Annotated in this window: 12 protein-coding genes and 1 pseudogene; 11 read left to right on the top strand and 2 right to left on the bottom strand. The window is 73.5% G+C overall.

From position 1 onward, the window contains the following. Window positions 1-22 precede the first annotated feature (22 nt). The 8 genes and pseudogenes from cysC to I5Q34_RS29955 all read left to right on the top strand — a co-directional run bounded on the left by cysC (window position 23) and on the right by I5Q34_RS29955 (window position 7,834). Window positions 23-565: an adenylyl-sulfate kinase gene (gene cysC / locus I5Q34_RS29920; protein ID WP_199895575.1), complete on the top strand. Its 543-nt coding sequence runs from the start codon at window positions 23-25 to the stop codon at window positions 563-565. Then, window positions 562-1,470, top strand: a complete 909-nt coding sequence (gene cysD, locus I5Q34_RS29925; protein WP_199895576.1) for a sulfate adenylyltransferase subunit CysD — start codon at window positions 562-564, stop codon at window positions 1,468-1,470. The genes cysC and cysD overlap by 4 nt, the downstream gene beginning before the upstream one ends. Before the next feature lie 109 nt (window positions 1,471-1,579). Then, window positions 1,580-2,908, top strand: coding sequence for a sulfate adenylyltransferase subunit 1 (locus I5Q34_RS29930; protein ID WP_199895577.1), 1,329 nt, complete (start codon window positions 1,580-1,582; stop codon window positions 2,906-2,908). A gap of 164 nt (window positions 2,909-3,072) precedes the next feature. Next, window positions 3,073-4,179 carry an aliphatic sulfonate ABC transporter substrate-binding protein gene (locus I5Q34_RS29935; protein WP_199895578.1) on the top strand — a complete coding sequence of 369 codons (1,107 nt, stop codon included), beginning with the start codon at window positions 3,073-3,075 and terminating at the stop codon, window positions 4,177-4,179. A 33-nt stretch (window positions 4,180-4,212) separates the two neighbouring features. Further along, the gene (locus tag I5Q34_RS29940; RefSeq protein ID WP_199895579.1) at window positions 4,213-5,016 is read left to right on the top strand and encodes an ABC transporter ATP-binding protein; all 804 of its coding nucleotides are present in this window, start codon (window positions 4,213-4,215) and stop codon (window positions 5,014-5,016) included. Next, entirely contained in the window at window positions 5,003-5,878 is an 876-nt protein-coding gene (locus I5Q34_RS29945; protein ID WP_199895580.1) for an ABC transporter permease, read from the top strand. Before I5Q34_RS29940 ends, I5Q34_RS29945 begins: the two co-directional genes overlap by 14 nt. Then, window positions 5,875-6,603, top strand: a pseudogene (locus I5Q34_RS29950) (sirohydrochlorin chelatase); the annotation flags it as partial. The gene I5Q34_RS29945 and the pseudogene I5Q34_RS29950, both read left to right, overlap by 4 nt. Window positions 6,604-6,955: 352 nt before the next feature. Beyond that, on the top strand, window positions 6,956-7,834 hold the full coding sequence (locus tag I5Q34_RS29955) for a phosphotransferase enzyme family protein (protein WP_277965584.1): 879 nt from the start codon (window positions 6,956-6,958) through the stop codon (window positions 7,832-7,834). A gap of 193 nt (window positions 7,835-8,027) precedes the next feature. On the opposite strand, the gene I5Q34_RS29960 is transcribed toward I5Q34_RS29955, so the two are convergent. Together I5Q34_RS29960 and I5Q34_RS29965 are read right to left on the bottom strand one after the other, a co-directional pair. Then, entirely contained in the window at window positions 8,028-8,741 is a 714-nt protein-coding gene (locus I5Q34_RS29960) for an exonuclease domain-containing protein (protein ID WP_199895582.1), read from the bottom strand. A 90-nt stretch (window positions 8,742-8,831) separates the two neighbouring features. Next, the gene (locus I5Q34_RS29965; RefSeq protein WP_199895583.1) at window positions 8,832-10,112 is read right to left on the bottom strand and encodes an SAV2148 family HEPN domain-containing protein; all 1,281 of its coding nucleotides are present in this window, start codon (window positions 10,110-10,112) and stop codon (window positions 8,832-8,834) included. Between the two features lie 309 nt (window positions 10,113-10,421). Here I5Q34_RS29965 and glgX point away from each other — a divergent pair, with 309 nt between their 5' ends. From glgX to I5Q34_RS29980, 3 genes are all read left to right on the top strand, one after another. Then, window positions 10,422-12,548 carry a glycogen debranching protein GlgX gene (gene glgX, locus I5Q34_RS29970; protein ID WP_199895584.1) on the top strand — a complete coding sequence of 709 codons (2,127 nt, stop codon included), beginning with the start codon at window positions 10,422-10,424 and terminating at the stop codon, window positions 12,546-12,548. 40 nt (window positions 12,549-12,588) lie between these two features. After that, window positions 12,589-14,970 (top strand): malto-oligosyltrehalose synthase, encoded by a 2,382-nt coding sequence (treY, locus tag I5Q34_RS29975; RefSeq protein ID WP_199895585.1) that lies wholly within the window; start codon window positions 12,589-12,591, stop codon window positions 14,968-14,970. Window positions 14,971-15,054: 84 nt separating this feature from the next. Next, entirely contained in the window at window positions 15,055-16,146 is a 1,092-nt protein-coding gene (locus I5Q34_RS29980; protein ID WP_199895586.1) for a hypothetical protein, read from the top strand. The last annotated feature ends 23 nt before the right edge of the window (window positions 16,147-16,169 follow it).

Genomic DNA, 16,169 nt, shown 5'->3' on the forward strand with positions numbered 1-16,169 from the left:
AACGGACCCCTGGGGGAACCGCATGACGGGTACGACGGGTTCGACGGTATGGCTCACCGGCCTGCCGAGCGCGGGCAAGACGACGATCGCCCGCGCGCTGGCCGGCCGGCTGCGCGACGAGGGCCGCCGGGCAGAGGTGCTGGACGGCGACGAGATCCGCGCCTTCCTCTCCGCCGGGCTGGGCTTCTCCCGCGCCGACCGCGACACCAACGTCCAGCGGATCGGCTTCGTCGCCCAGTTGCTCGCCGCGCACGGCGTCACCGTCCTCGTCCCGGTCATCGCCCCCTACGCCGACTCCCGCGAGGCGGTGCGCAAGCGGCACCTGGAGCGCGGCACCCCCTACGTCGAGGTGCACGTGGCGACGCCGCTGGAGGTGTGCGCCGAGCGCGACGTGAAGGGCCTGTACGCGCGGCAGGCGAAGGGCGAGATATCCGGGCTGACGGGAGTGGACGACCCGTACGAGGCCCCGGACGCCCCGGACCTGCGGCTCGCCGCGCACGGGCGGACGCCCGGGGAGTCGGCCGACGCGGTGCACGCGCTGCTGGCGGGAAGGGGTCTGCTGTGACCGACAGTCCGTACGCCCTGTCGCACCTGGACGCGCTGGAGTCGGAGGCGGTGCACGTCTTCCGGGAGGTGGCGGGCGAGTTCGAGCGCCCGGTGCTGCTGTTCTCCGGCGGCAAGGACTCCGTGGTGATGCTGCACGCGGCGCTCAAGGCGTTCGCCCCGGCCCCGCTGCCGTTCGCCCTGCTGCACGTGGACACCGGGCACAACTTCCCGGAGGTGCTGGCCTACCGCGACCGCACGGTCGCCCGCCACGGGCTGCGCCTGTTCGTCGCGTCCGTCCAGGAGTTCATCGACGACGGGCGGCTGCGCGAGCGCCCCGACGGCACCCGCAACCCGCTGCAGACCGCCCCGCTGCTCGACGCCATCACCGGGCACCGCTTCGACGCGGTCTTCGGCGGCGGCCGCCGCGACGAGGAGAAGGCCCGCGCCAAGGAGCGGGTCTTCTCGCTGCGGGACGAGTTCGGCGGCTGGGACCCGCGCCGCCAGCGCCCCGAACTGTGGCAGCTCTACAACGGCCGGCACTCCCCCGGCGAGCACGTCCGCGTCTTCCCGCTGTCCAACTGGACCGAGCTGGACGTGTGGCAGTACATAGCCCGCGAGCGCATCGAACTGCCGGACATCTACTTCGCGCACGAGCGCGAGGTCTTCCGCCGCGACGGCATGTGGCTGACCGCCGGCGACTGGGGCGGGCCCAAGGACGGCGAGCCGGTCGAAAAGCGCCTGGTGCGCTACCGCACCGTCGGCGACATGTCCTGCACGGGCGCCGTCGATTCGGACGCGACGACGACCGACGCCGTGATCGCCGAGATCGCCGCCTCGCGCCTGACCGAGCGCGGCGCCACCCGGGCCGACGACCGGCTCTCGGACACGGCCATGGAGGACCGCAAGAGAGAGGGCTACTTCTAGCCCGGCTGCTTCCGGCCCGGCTTCCGGCCAGCCCTTCCGGCCCGGAAGGGCTGGCGCCGGCCCGCCCCTTCGTCACGCCCCCGTTCACCCACAGCTCCAGGGACGATCCATGACCACAGCCGAGCACGCCGGGGCCACGACCCTGCTGCGCTTCGCCACCGCGGGATCCGTCGACGACGGCAAGTCCACCCTCGTCGGGCGGCTGCTGCACGACTCCCGTTCGGTGCTGGCCGACCAGCTGGAGGCCGTCGAGCACGCCTCCCGCAGCCGCGGCCACGACGCCCCCGACCTGGCCCTGCTCACCGACGGGCTGCGGGCCGAGCGCGAGCAGGGCATCACCATCGACGTCGCGTACCGCTACTTCGCCACCGCCCGCCGCCGGTTCGTCCTCGCCGACACCCCCGGCCACGTGCAGTACACCCGCAACATGGTCACCGGGGCCTCCACGGCGGAACTCGCCGTGGTGCTGGTCGACGCCCGCAACGGCGTCGTCGAACAGACCCGCCGGCACGCCGCGGTGGCCGCCCTGCTGCGCGTCCCGCACGTGGTGCTGGCCGTCAACAAGATGGACCTCGTGGACTGGGCGGAGCCCGTCTTCGCCCGCATAGCCGAGGAGTTCGGCGCCTACGCCGCCTCGCTGGGCGTCCCCGAGGTGACGGCGATCCCGATCTCGGCGCTGGCCGGCGACAACGTGGTGACGCCGTCCGCCCACATGGACTGGTACGGCGGCCCGACCGTGCTGGAGCACCTGGAGACCGTGCCCGTGGTCGCCGACCCCACCGCCGACCCGGCCCGCTTCCCCGTGCAGTACGTGATCCGGCCGCGGACCGCCGGGCACCCCGACTACCGCGGCTACGCGGGGCAGATCGCCTCCGGCGTGCTGCGCGTCGGCGACTCGGTGACCGTGCTGCCCTCCGGCCGCACCAGCACGATCGCCGCCCTCGACGCGCTCGGCACCCCGGCCGACGTCGCCTGGGCCCCGCAGTCCGTGACCGTCCTCCTCGCCGACGACCTCGACGTCTCCCGCGGCGACCTGATCGCGCCCACCGCCGGGGCGCCCGTGCCGGTGCGCGAGGTGGAGGCGACCGTGTGCCACGTCGCCGACCGGCCGCTGCGGCCCGGCGACCGGGTGCTGCTCAAGCACACCACGCGCACGGTCAAGGCGATCGTCGAGGACCTCCCGTCCCGGCTGAACCTCGCCGACCTGTCCCAGCACCCCGCACCCGGCGAGCTGGCGGCCAACGACATCGGCCGGGTGGTGCTGCGCACCGCCGAGCCGCTGGCGCTCGACGCGTACGCCCTCTCCCGGCGCACCGGTTCGTTCCTGCTGATCGACCCGGCCGACGGCACGACGCTGGCGGCGGGCATGGCGGGCGCGGCGTTCGGCGCGCCCGACGGGGCGGCGGCGGACGAGGACGACGAGGGCTGGGACTTCTGACATGACACCACGGGACTTCTTCTCCGGCTTCGACAAGAAGGGCGGCCGCGTGGGCAGCGGCGCCCTCGGCAGCGGACAGGGCGGAGTGGGCCGATGTGCGCGCTGACGCCCGTATCCCCCTCCCCCGCCCAGGCACGTCCGGACCGTCGAGAGGAAGCCCCCTCATGTCCGCCCCCCACCCGGCCCGCCGCGCGCTCGCGGCCCTGGCCGCACTGCCGCTGCTGACCGCCGCGCTCACCTCCTGCGGCTACGGATCCCGGGCCGAGAGGAACGACGTCGGCTCCACCGCCACGAGCGGGAGGAAACTCTCCGCGGACACCGTGCGGATCGGCTACTTCCCCAACATCACCCACGCCACCCCCCTGGTCGGCGAGCAGGAGGGGATCTTCCAGAGGGAACTCGGCGGCACCAGGCTGAAGTCGGCCGCCTTCAACGCCGGGCCGTCCGCGATCGAGGCGCTCAACGCCGGCTCGATCGACATCGGCTGGATCGGCCCGTCGCCCGCCATCAACGGCTGGGTCAAGTCGAGGGGCAAGAACCTGCGCATCGTCTCCGGCTCCGCGTCCGGGGGCGTCAGACTCGTCGTCGACCCCAGGAAGATCACCTCGGCCGAGGACGTGAAGGGCAAGCGGATCGCGACGCCGCAGAAGGGCAACACCCAGGACGTCGCCTTCCTCAGCTGGATCGCCGGCAAGGGCTGGAAGGTCGATCCGCAGAGCGGCAAGGGCGACGTCTCGGTGGTCCGCACGGACAACAAGGTCGTCCCTGACGCCTTCAGGTCCGGCTCCGTGGACGGCGCGTGGGTGCCCGAGCCCACCGCCTCCAAGCTGGTCTCCGAGGGCGGCAAGGTGCTGCTGGACGAGTCCTCGCTGTGGCCGGGCGGCAAGTTCGTGATCACCAATGTGATCGTGTCGCAGAAGTTCCTGGCCGCGCACCCGGACGTGGTCGAGGCCGTGCTGCGCGGCTCGGTGCGGACCAACGCCTGGATCGCCGCCCATCCGGACCGGGCCAAGGCGTCGGCCAACGCCGCGCTCAAGAGGCTCTCCGGCAAGGCGCTCCCGGCCGGCGTCCTCGACCCGGCGTGGAAGTCCCTCCGGACGCTCGACGACCCGCTCGCCCCGACGCTGCGGGCCGAGGCGGAGCACGCCGTGGCGGCCGGACTGCTCGACGAGCCCGACCTGTCCGGCATCTACGACCTCACCCTGCTCAACAAGGTGCTGAGGGCCGAGGGCAAACCGGCCGTCAGTGCGGCGAAGCTCGGCAAGCAGTAGTGGCAGTGTCCGCCCACGTACCTGGAGGTCCGGATGGCCCCGGCAGCGACCACTGACAGTTCCGGCACGACCGCCGTCGCGGAGGACGCTCCGCCGGCCGTCCGGCTCGACCACGTCCACAAGCGGTTCGGCCGGGCGGGCGGGGACCGCGCCGTGCTGGACGACATCACCCTCGACGTCCGCCCCGGGGAGTTCGTCTGCCTCCTCGGGGCGTCCGGCTGCGGCAAGTCCACCCTGCTCAACCTGGTGGCCGGGCTCGACCGGCCCACCGCCGGCACCATCGACGTGCCGGGCGGGCGGCCCGCGTTGATGTTCCAGGAACACGCGCTGTTCCCCTGGCTGACCGCCGGCCGGAACATCGAACTCGCCCTGCGGCTGCGCGGCGTCCCCCGTGCCGGGCGGCGCGCGGAGGCCGAGCGGCTGCTCGACCTCGTCCGCCTCGGCGGCTCGTACGGCAAGCGGGTCCACGAGCTGTCGGGCGGCATGCGCCAGCGCGTCGCGCTCGCCCGCGCCCTGGCGCAGGACAGCCGGCTGCTGCTGATGGACGAGCCGTTCGCCGCGCTCGACGCGATCACCCGGGACGTGCTGCACCACGAACTGACCCGTATCTGGTCGGAGACGGCGCTGTCGGTGCTGTTCGTCACGCACAACGTCCGCGAGGCCGTACGGCTCGGGGAGCGGGTGGTGCTGCTGTCCTCGCGGCCCGGCCGGGTGGTGCGGGAGTGGACGGTGGACCTGCCGCAGCCGCGCCGCATCGAGGACGGCGCGGTCGCGGAGCTGTCCGTGGAGATAACCGAGGAACTGCGTGGGGAGATCCGCCGTCATGGCAAGCACTGACACCGCCGGTCCGGACCTCGCGGGGCTGGAGGCCGGACTCGACGCGCTGGACGCCGTGCCGGACCGCCGGGTGTCGTGGCGCCAGGTCCTGCTGCGCAAGGTGCTGCCGCCGGTGACCGCCGTGGTGCTGGTGCTCGCCGTGTGGAAGCTGCTGGTCGTCGCCGGGGTCACCGACGACTACAAGCTCCCCGACCCGTCGGCGGTCTGGGGCAGCCTGCGCGAACTGTGGCTGAACGGCACGCTGTTCGACATCATCTGGACCAGCGTCTCGCGCGGCCTGCTCGGCTTCGTGGCCGCCCTCGTCATCGGCACGCCGCTGGGGCTGGTCGTGGCCCGGGTGCCGTTCGTCCGGGCGGCGCTGGGCCCGGTCCTGTCCGGCCTCCAGTCCCTCCCGTCGGTCGCCTGGGTACCGGCCGCGGTCATCTGGCTCGGCATCACCGACGCGGCGATGTACACGGTCATCCTGCTGGGCGCGGTGCCGTCGATCGCCAACGGGCTGGTCTCCGGCATCGACCAGGTCCCTCCGCTCTATCTGCGGGCCGGGCGGACGCTGGGCGCCACGGGGGCGCGGGGCGCGCGGTTCGTCCTGCTGCCGGCCGCGCTGCCCGGCTACATCGCCGGACTCAAGCAGGGCTGGGCCTTCTCCTGGCGCTCACTGATGGCCGCCGAACTCATCGCGTCCTCCCCCGACTTGGGGCTGGGGCTGGGCCAGTACCTGGAGAACGCCCGCACCGACTCCGACATGCCGGGCGTGCTGCTGGGGATCCTGCTGATCCTCTTCGTCGGCATCGCCATCGACCTCGCCGTCTTCAGCCCGCTGGAGCGGCGGGTGCTGCGGACGCGCGGGCTGGCGGCGCGGTGACCGCCGCCCTGCTGCTGGTCGCCCACGGCAGCCGCGACCCCCGGCACGCGGCGACCGTCGCCGCGCTGCGCGCCCGGGTCGCGGCCCGGCGGCCGGACGTACGGGTCGAGGCGGGCTTCCTCGACTTCTGCGGGCCGTCCGCGCCGTCGGTCCCGGAGATGCTGGCCCGGCTGGCGGCGGACGGCGTGCGGTCGGCGGTCGCGGTGCCGCTGCTGCTGACGCGGGCGTTCCACGCGCGGACGGACATCCCGTCCGTCCTCCGTGCCTGCTGCCCCCCGGAGTTGACGATCCGTCAGTCCGAAGTCCTGGGCCCTTCCCCCCTCCTCGTCACCGCCCTCGAACGGCGCCTCGCGGAGGCGGGCGTGCACGACCGGTCCACGACGGGGGTGGTGCTGGCGGCCGCGGGTACGTCCGACCCCCGGGGTCTCGCGGTGGTGGAGGGCGTGGCCCGGGAGTGGGCGGAGCGCGCCGGCTGGCGGGCGGTGCGGTGCGCGTACGCCTCGGCGTCCGGCCCGCGCACGGACTCGGCGGTACGCGCCCTGCGGGCGTCGGGCTGCGACCGGGTCGCCGTGGCCCGCTACGTCCTGGCCCCGGGCCGCCTGCCCGACCGCATCGCGGCGGGGGCACGGGAGGCGGGCGCGGACGCGGTGACGGATGTGCTGGGGGCGGCGGGGGAGGTGGTGTCGCTGGTGCTGCGGCGCTACGAGGAGTCGGCGTCAGCCCGCCTGGGGGTCGCCCCCTCCGGAGAGTTCGACGACGCCAGCAGCTCCCGGAACGCCCGCCCCGGCCCCTCCCCGCGCCTCCCCCAGCCTCCCGACCGCGTCGGCGGCGAGCACGACCAGCGCCCGCCGCTCCGGGCACCAAGATCGGGGGGCACCAAGATCGGGAGCATAACCGCGGGCGGCCGCCGCGCCCCGTGGGGGTGAGGCACGGCGGCCGAGGGGACCGTACCAGGCGACGCCCCGGCGCGGCGCCCGGCCGTCCGCACCCCGGACAGCGCCCGGGCCCCCGGAGGCGGGAGACTTGCGGTGACCTGCCCGGTACGGGCACGGAAATTCGGAAGGCGAAGGTACGGCAGTGGTGGACGCGGCATTCACGGAAGAGCGGGCTCGCGACGCCCTCGCGGCGGCCGGGGTGACGGCGCCCGCGGCGCGGGAGGCGACGCTGCTCGCCCTCGGCGAGAACGCGGTCTTCGCCGTGGGCGGGCTGGTGGCCAAGGTGGGGCGGCACGCCTCGCTGCACGACCGGGCGAGCCGTGAACTGCGCGTCGCGTCCTGGCTCGCGGAGAGCGGCGTCCCCGCGGTGCGGCCGGCCGAGCCGGAGGTGGTGATGGCCGACGGCCATCCCGTGACGCTCTGGCACCGGCTCCCCGAGCCGGTCCGCCCCGCCGGCCCCGAGGACCTGGCCGCCCTGCTCCGCCTCGTCCACGCCCTGCCCGCACCGGACTTCGGCCTGCCCCCGCGGGAGCTGCTCGACGGCGTCGAGCGCTGGCTGCGGCTGGCCGGCTCCGCGATCGACCCTGCCGACGCGGACTATCTGCGCGAACGCCGCGACGGCTTCGCGGCGGCGGCCGCCGCGCTCGTGCCCCAGCTGCCGCCGGGGCCGCTGCACGGCGACGCCCTGCCGCGCAACGTCCACGTCGGCCCGTCCGGCCCGGTCCTGGTCGACCTGGAGACCTTCTCCGGCGACATGCGCGAACACGACCTGGTGGTCATGGCGCTGAGCCGCGACCGGTACGGCCTGGACCCGCGCGCCTACGACGCGTTCGTCCGGGCGTACGGGTGGGACGTCCGGGAGTGGGACGGCTGCGCGATCCTGCGCGGGGCGCGGGAGACGGCGAGCTGCGCGTGGGTGGCGCAGCATGCGCCGGGTAATCCGGCGGCGCGGGCGGAGTTCGGGCGGCGGGTGGCGTCGCTGATGGAGGGGGACGAAACGGTGCGCTGGCACCCGTTCTAGGGTTTTCTCCCCGCCCCGCCCTTTCACCGTTTCTCGCGCGCTCCGCGCGGGGTGCAACGCGGCTGCGCCGCGTTCGTCCTCAAACGCCGGACGGGCTGAAATTCGCGCCCGGGCGCATAATCCAGCCCGTCCGGCGTTTGAGGACACCCGCGCGGAGCGCAAGGAAACGGTGAAAGGGCGGGTCGGGGAGAACTCACCTCACGGGCCACCGCCCGTCCACCACCGCCCCCGCGTCCCCCCGCCGCCGCAACCACGCCTCGTACCCCTCGGCCCACTCCCCGTACCACCGCACCTGGTCCCGGTGCAGCTCCGCCGGCCCCGCCTTCGCTATCCGCGGATGGCGCTCGGCGATCGCCCGCGCCACCCGCACCGCGGCCAACGCGTCCGCCCCCGCCTCGTGCGCACCGTCCAGCACCACCCCGTACACCCGGCACACGTCCCCCAGCGTCCGCCGCCCCCGGCGGTACCGGTCGACCGCCCGGTCGATCGTCAGCGGATCGATGACCGGCCCCAGGCCGAGGGGCGGCAGGCCGCGCCCCGGGCCCAGACCGAGAGGCGGCAGACCGTACCGCCGCAACTCCGCCGCCAGCAGGCTCAGATCGAAGGCCGCGTTGTAGGCGACGACGGGCCGGCCCAGCGCCCAGTGACCCGCCAGCGCCTCCGCTATCTCGGCCACGACCTCCCGCGCGGCCCGCCCCTCAGCCGCCGCCCGCTCGCCGGTGATGCCGTGCACGGCCGTGGCCTCGGCCGGGACGGGGACGCCGGGATCGGCCAGCCAGCACCGCCGTCCCACCGGCTCTCCGCCGGCCGTCTCCACCACCGCCGCCGTGACGATCCGTGCCTCCGCCGGATCCGTGCCCGTCGTCTCCAGGTCGAATCCGATCAGCGGCTCCGCGTGCCAGCCCATGACAGGTCCTCCTTCGTGGTGCTCTCCCCCGTAGGACCAACAGCCTCGCACGGGGCACTGACAACCACGCCGACAGGACGTCAGGAGAGCTCAGTTGACGGACCGCGAGTCCGCCCAGACGCCCTCGAACTCCTCGCGGTACGTGTCGAACAGCCCGTCCTCACCGGACGAACCAGATGAACCGGACGACCCGTACGCCCCGGACGGCGCCGCCGCCCGCCCCCGCGCACCCCCGCGCAGCACCAGCACCGGCGCCTCCATCCCCCGCGCCTTGCGCAGGTAGGGCTGGACGACGGCCAGCCCGTCGGAGCCGTCCCCATTCACCAGGTAGGCCGTGAAGCGCGGGGTCTCGTCGAAGACGCGGATCTCGAACGCGGCGGGGGCGGAGAGCCGGTCCCGCACGCGCCGCATGTGCATGATGTTCATCTCCACGGACCGGCTCATCTCGCCCTTCTTCAGCCCCAGCTCGCGCTCGCGGCGGCGGACCGCGCTGCTGGCCGGGTTGAGGAAGAGCAGTCGCGCCCGGCAGCCGTCCTCGGCGAGCCGGACCAGCCGCCGCCCCGAGTAGTTCTGGACGAGGAGGTTGAGCCCTATGCCGACCGCGTCGAGGCGGCGCGCGCTGCCGAACAGGTCCTCGACGGGCAGCTGCCGCTGGAGCCGGACCCGGTCGGGGTGGACGCCCACGACGTCCGCGTAGCGGTCGCCGACGAGGTCCTCCACGGCGTCGACGGGCAGCCGGTCCCCGGAAGGAGCGCCGGTGCCGCCGCCGAGGATGTCGAGCAGCCGGGCGGAGGCCCGCTCGGCCTGGGCGAGCACGGTCTGGGACAGCGCGCGGTTGCGCGAGACGACGTTGCGCGTGACCTCCAGCTCGTCGAGGGCGAGTTCGAGCTCGCGCCGGTCGTCGAGGTACGGCTCGAAGCAGGGCCAGTGCTGGACGAGCAGCTCCCGCAGCTGCGGGAGGGTGAGGAAGCTGAGGACGTTGTCGTCGGCCGGGTCCAGCAGATAGCCCTTGCGCCGGCTGACCTCGCGGACGGCGACGGCCCGCTGCACCCACTCCTGCCCGGCGGGCCCGGCCGCGGCGACGACCCACTCGTCCTCGCCGTGCACCGGCTCGTAGACCGGCCGCAGCACGGCGGCGACGACGGCCCGCAGCCGCTGCTCCACCAGGTTCAGCCAGATGTAGGCGCGCCCCGCCCGGCGGGCGCGGGTGCGCACCTCGCCCCAGGCGTCCGCGCCCCAGTCGAGTTCCGCCCCGATCTCCCCGGGGCGGACCAGGGAGACCGCGCCGAGGGGCGTGCCGCCGGGCGCGTCCTCCCCCGAAGACGCCGGGTCCCCGCCCGCAGGGGGCAGCTCCAGCCCGCCCGAGCTCACCAGTGCACCGCCTTCCGCCCCCGTTCAACGATCAAGGCAGACTACTGCGCCCGCGGGAGGCGGCGCACACGCGCCCGGTCCGGCCCTGGCTAACTCGCCCGCCGGACGTGGCGGTTGTCCACGCGCCGTACGGAGCATGTGATCTGACTCATAGTGGTATTCCGGCCGGGCGTGGGGAACCACGGTCCGTCACCCGTGTGGTCCGGCCCCGCGCGGAGGTGGAGGGCGGCGCATTCGGGGAAGATCTGGACCTCGACGGCCCGGTGCGCGGTGCCCGGAGGAGGCCGGAGAAGCGGAAGAGTCGAGCCTATGCAGGTCTGGCCGGGACAGGCGTACCCCCTCGGTGCCACCTATGACGGGGCGGGCACCAACTTCGCGGTCTTCTCCGAGGCGGCGGAGCGGATCGAGTTGTGCCTGTTGCACGAGGACGGGTCGGAGACGGCCGTCGAGCTGCGGGAGAGCGACGCGTTTGTGCGCCACGCGTATCTGCCGGGGGTGATGCCGGGGCAGCGGTACGGGTTCAGGGCACACGGTCCGTACGCCCCGGAGCGGGGGCAGCGGTGCAACTCCGCGAAGCTGCTGCTGGACCCCTACGCCAAGGCGGTCAGCGGCAAGGTCGACTGGGGTGAGGCCGTCTACGGCTATCACTTCGACGACCCGGAGGCGCGCAATGATATGGACTCCGCCCCGCACATGATGACCTCGGTCGTCATCAATCCGTACTTCGACTGGGGCGACGACCGGCGGCCGCGCACCGAGTACCACCGGACGGTCATCTACGAGGCCCACGTCAAGGGCCTGACGATGCTTCACCCGGACCTGCCGCCGGAGATCCGGGGGACGTACGCGGCGCTGGCGCACCCCGCGGTGATCGGGCACCTGACCGGGCTGGGGGTGACGGCGATCGAGCTGATGCCGGTGCACCAGTTCGTCAACGACCACCGGCTCGTCGACCTGGGCCTGGCCAACTACTGGGGGTACAACACCATCGGCTTCTTCGCCCCGCACAACGCCTACGCGTCCTGGGGCGACCGGGGCCAGCAGGTCCTGGAATTCAAGTCGGCCGTGCGGGCCCTGCACGCGGCCGGCATCGAGGTCGTCCTCGACGTGGTCTACAACCACACCGCCGAGGGCAACCACCTGGGACCGACGCTCTCCTTCCGGGGCCTGGACAACGCCTCGTACTACCGGCTGTCGCAGGACCCGCGCTTCTACACGGACACCACCGGCACCGGCAACTCCCTGCTGATGCGCAGCCCGCACGTGCTCCAGCTCATCATGGACTCGCTGCGCTACTGGGTGACCGAGATGCGGGTGGACGGCTTCCGGTTCGATCTGGCGGCGACGCTGGCCCGGCAGTTCCACGAGGTGGACCGGCTGTCGTCGTTCTTCGACCTGGTGCAGCAGGATCCCGTGGTGAGCCAGGTGAAGCTGATCGCCGAGCCGTGGGACGTCGGGGAAGGGGGCTACCAGGTCGGCAACTTCCCACCCCTGTGGGCGGAATGGAACGGCAAGTTCCGCGACACCTGCCGGGACCTGTGGCGCGGCGAGCCGGCCACCCTGGCCGACTTCGGCTCCCGGCTGACCGGCTCCTCCGACCTCTACCAGGACGACGGCCGGCGGCCGCTGGCCTCCGTCAACTTCGTCACCTGCCACGACGGCTTCACCCTCCACGACCTCGTCTCCTACAACGAGAAGCACAACGAGGCCAACGGCGAGGACAACCGGGACGGCGAGGGCCACAACCGGTCGTGGAACTGCGGGGCCGAGGGCGACACGGACGACGCGGCCGTCCTCGCCCTGCGCGACCGCCAGATGCGCAACCTCGTCGCCACCCTGCTGCTCTCCCAGGGCGTGCCGATGATCGGCCACGGCGACGAGTTCGCCCGCACGCAGCGGGGCAACAACAACGCCTACTGCCAGGACAGCGAGCTCTCCTGGGTGCACTGGCCGGACCCCGCCGACCCGGCGGCGGACCGCGCCCGCCGCATGCTGGCCTTCACCCGGGCGATGGTCTGGCTCCGCCGCGACCACCCCGTCTTCCGCCGGCGCCGCTTCTTCCACGGCAGGCCGGTCCAGGGCACCCACGACGAGCTGTCCGACATCGCCTGGTTCACCCACGAAGGGGAGGAGATGCGGGACGAGGACTGGCAGGCGGCGCACGCCCGTTCGCTGACGGTCTTCCTCAACGGCGGCGCCATCTCCGAGCCGGGCCCGCGCGGGGAGCCGGTGGTCGACGACTCCTTCCTGCTGATGTTCAACGCCCACGACGGCCCGCTCGACTTCGTCGTCCCGCCCGACCACGGGCGGCTCTGGCAGGTCGTGGTGGACACCGCGTGTCCCGAGGGGGTCACCCGGGACGGACCGAAGCTCGGCGCGGGCGACCGGCTCACCCTCGCCGCCCGCAGCCTCGCCGTCCTCCAACGCCCCCTGTGATGCCGCTCCGCGGCCCCTCCGGCTGGGTACGCATGTTCCCATGAAGCGCGACAGCCGCGACGGACCGATTCCGCCGACCGCCACCTACCGTCTCCAGCTCCAGCCCGGCTTCCCCTTCTCCGCGGCCGAGCGCGCCGTGCCCCCGCTGGCCGCCCTGGGCGTCTCCCACCTGCACCTGTCCCCCGTCCTGGAGGCGGTGCCGGGCTCCTCGCACGGCTACGACGTCACCGACCACACGGCGGTCCGGGCCGAGCTGGGCGGCGAGGAGGGCCTGCGCGCCCTGGCCCGCACCGCGCACGCCCACGGGCTGGGCCTGGTCCTGGACATCGTCCCCAACCACATGGCCGTCCCGGCCCCCGAGCACCTCAACGGCCCGCTGTGGGAGGTGCTGCGCGACGGGCCCGCCTCCCCGTACGCGCGCTGGTTCGACATCGACTGGGCCGAGCACGGCGGCAAGGTGCTGCTGCCGGTGCTCGCCGGCCGGCTGGGCGAGGAGCTCGGCGCCTTCGCCGTCCGCGACGGCACCCTGCGCTACCACGACCACGTCCTGCCGCTGCGCCCCGGCACCGAGCGGCTGCCGCTGCCCGAGCTGCTGGACGCCCAGTGGTACCGGCCCGCCTGGTGGCGGCTGGCCCGCACCGAGCTCAACCGGCGGCGCTTCTTCACCGTCTCCGAGCTGATCGCGGTCCGCGTCGAGGACCCGGAGGTCTTCGCCACGACCCACGCCGAGGTGCTGCGACTCCTGCGCGAGGGCGTGCTCGACGGGCTGCGCGTCGACCACCCCGACGGGCTCGCCGACCCGGCCGGCTATCTCGCCCGGCTGCACGAGGCCACCGGCGGCCGCTGGACCGTCGTCGAGAAGATCCTCGCCCGCGACGAACCGCTGCCGCGCGCCTGGCCCGTCGCGGGCACCACCGGCTACGACGCCCTGCACCACATCGACGGGCTCTTCACCGACCCGGCGGGCGCGGCCGGACTCACCGCCGCGTACCGCGCGTTCGCCTCCCCGCCGGCCGACCGCGGCGGCGACTGGCCCGAGACGGTACGGCGGGCCGCCCGGCGCATGGTCTCCCACGAACTGGCGGCCGAGACCGAACGGTTGGTGCGGGTCGCCGGCCGGATCTGCGACGCGTCCTGGCGGTTGCGCGACCACGCGCCCTGGGCGCTGCGCACGGCGCTGTGCGAGATCCTCGTCCGGCTGCCGGTCTACCGCCCCTACGCGCGACCCGGCGAGCCGGCCGCCCCGGCGGACGTCGCGCTGCTGGACGAGGCCGCGCGCGGCGCCCGGGCCGCGTTCGCCGTGCCTGAGGAGGCCGCCGCCGTGGAGGTGGTGCGCGACGCCGCCCTCGGACGGCTCGGGGGCGGACCCGAACACCGGGACTTCTGCGCCCGGTTCGCGCAGACAGCTGCGGCGGTGCGGGCCAAGTCCGTGGAGGACACGGCCTTCTACCGGTACGCGCCCCTGCTCTCGGCCACGGAGGTCGGCGGCGCCCCGGACCGGCCCGCCGTCTCCCCGGACGAGTTCCACGCCTTCTGCGCCCGGATCCAGCGCGACTGGCCCGCCACGGGGACGGTGCTGTCCACGCACGACACCAAGCGCAGCGCGGACGTACGGGCGCGGATCGCCGTCCTGACCGAGTACCCGCGCGAATGGGAGCTGCTGCTGGAGCGGCTGTCCGCACGGGTGCCCGCGCCCGAGCCGCACGTGGCGTGGACGGCCTGGCAGACGGCCTTCGGACTGGGCGAGCCGGACGCGCTGCGGCTGGTCCCCGCCGTCCTCAAGGGGGCGCGCGAGGCGGCGCTGCGCACGACGTGGACCGAGCGGAACGCGGAGTACGAGCGGGAGGTGGAACGGTTCGTCCTCGCGGGGCCGTGCGGGCCGGCGCACGGGGAGCTGACCGCCTTCGCGGCCGGCGCGCGGGCGTCCGTACGGGCCAACGTGCTCGGCGCCACGCTGCTGCACCTGACCATGCCGGGCGTGCCCGACCTCTACATGGGCACCGAGCGGGTGCGGCGGATGCTGGTCGATCCGGACAACCGGCGGCCGCCCGTGTTCGACGCCGACGAGGACGGGCCGGTGGGGCTGTCGGCGGAGAAGCTGCACGTCACGCGGACGGCGCTGCGCCTGCGACGGGCGCACCCGGAGTGGTTCACGGGCCCGGGTGCCGACTACCGTCCGCTGGCCGCCGCAGGTCCGGCGGCGGATCACTGCGTGGCCTTCGCCCGGTCCGGTGAGGTGGTCACGGCGGTGACGCGGCTGGCACGGGGGCCGGCGGAGGGCGGGGGCTGGGGGGAGACGGTGCTGGCGCTGCCCGGGGGCGGGCGGTGGCGGGAGCTGCTGACGGGACGGGTGTGTCCGGAGCGGGTGTTGCTGGGGTGGCTGCTGCGGAAGTATCCGGTGGCGTTGCTGGTACGGGCATGAGGAGCGAGCGCCCACGGTAAACCCCGTTGACATCCCTTCACTCAGGGTCATTAAAGTCGGTGTTCTACCGATAAGCAGTTCGAGGTGGGGGGATCCATCATCATCACCAAGCGTGCAAGTCTGTCCGTAGCCTGCTGTGCCGTCGTCCTGGCGACGGGCGCCGTCGCCTGCGGCACGGAGGAGAAGATCGGCGCCGAGGGCAAGGTGCAGAAGGCATTCGACAGACTCGGGGAGGAAAAGGGCCTCGCCGTGGACATATCCCTGGACGCGAGCGCCGACGACATCCACGCCGCCCTGAAGGACGGCAAGGACGGAATCGACCGCGACGAGGCGGGCACTCTCGCCGGGCTGAAGCTCACCTACGCGTTCAGCTCCGACAAGCCGCTGAAGGACAACAAGAAGGACGACGCCGCCCCGAACTTCTCCATGAGCTTCGGCAGGAAGGACGGCGGCACCCTCGGCGAAATCCGCTCCCTCGACAAGAAAGTGTACCTGCGGGGCGACATCAAGGCGATAGCCGCACTGTCGACCCCCACGAACGCCGAGGAGCGCGAGGGGAAGCGCGCGTTCGAGGAGATGCTCGGCAAGGCCGATGAGCAGCCCCCGTCCCTGGGTGCCTTCAAGAACGTGCTCAAGGGCGAATGGGTCGTCATCGACTCCAAGGAATTCGAGAAGCTCTCCAAGAACAAGAAGAAGAGCGGCACCGAGGACCTGGACAAGAAGAGCCAGAAGAAGATCAATGAGGTCCTGAAGAAGACCCTCACCGAGAACGCCGACATCAAGGACGCGGGCACGAAGAACGGCGCCGACCACGTGAAGGTGACCGTCCCGGCCCGCAAGGCGGCCAAGGAGCTTTCCGAGGCGCTCAAGCCGTTCCAGAAGCAGCTCAGCGCGGCGGGCAAGGACAAGAAGCTGCCCAAGCCGGAGGATCTCCCGGACAAGAAGGCGACCTTCGACATCGCCGTCAAGGACGGCAAGCTGTCCGCCATCACCTTCGACGCGGCCGATCTGGACAAGGAGGTGCACGCCCGGCTGCCGGTGACGATCGGCTTTGGGGCGAAGGCGGACAAGGTCACCGCACCGTCCGGCGCGAAGGAGCTCAAGATGGACAAGCTGATGGAGGGGCTCATGTTCCTGGGCACGGGCGAGGACCCCGCCGGCATGCGGCGCGCGTAACGTCCCGCGCCTCACGGCGCGCC

Source organism: Streptomyces sp. AV19, assembly GCF_015999245.1.
Lineage (GTDB): Bacteria > Actinomycetota > Actinomycetes > Streptomycetales > Streptomycetaceae > Streptomyces.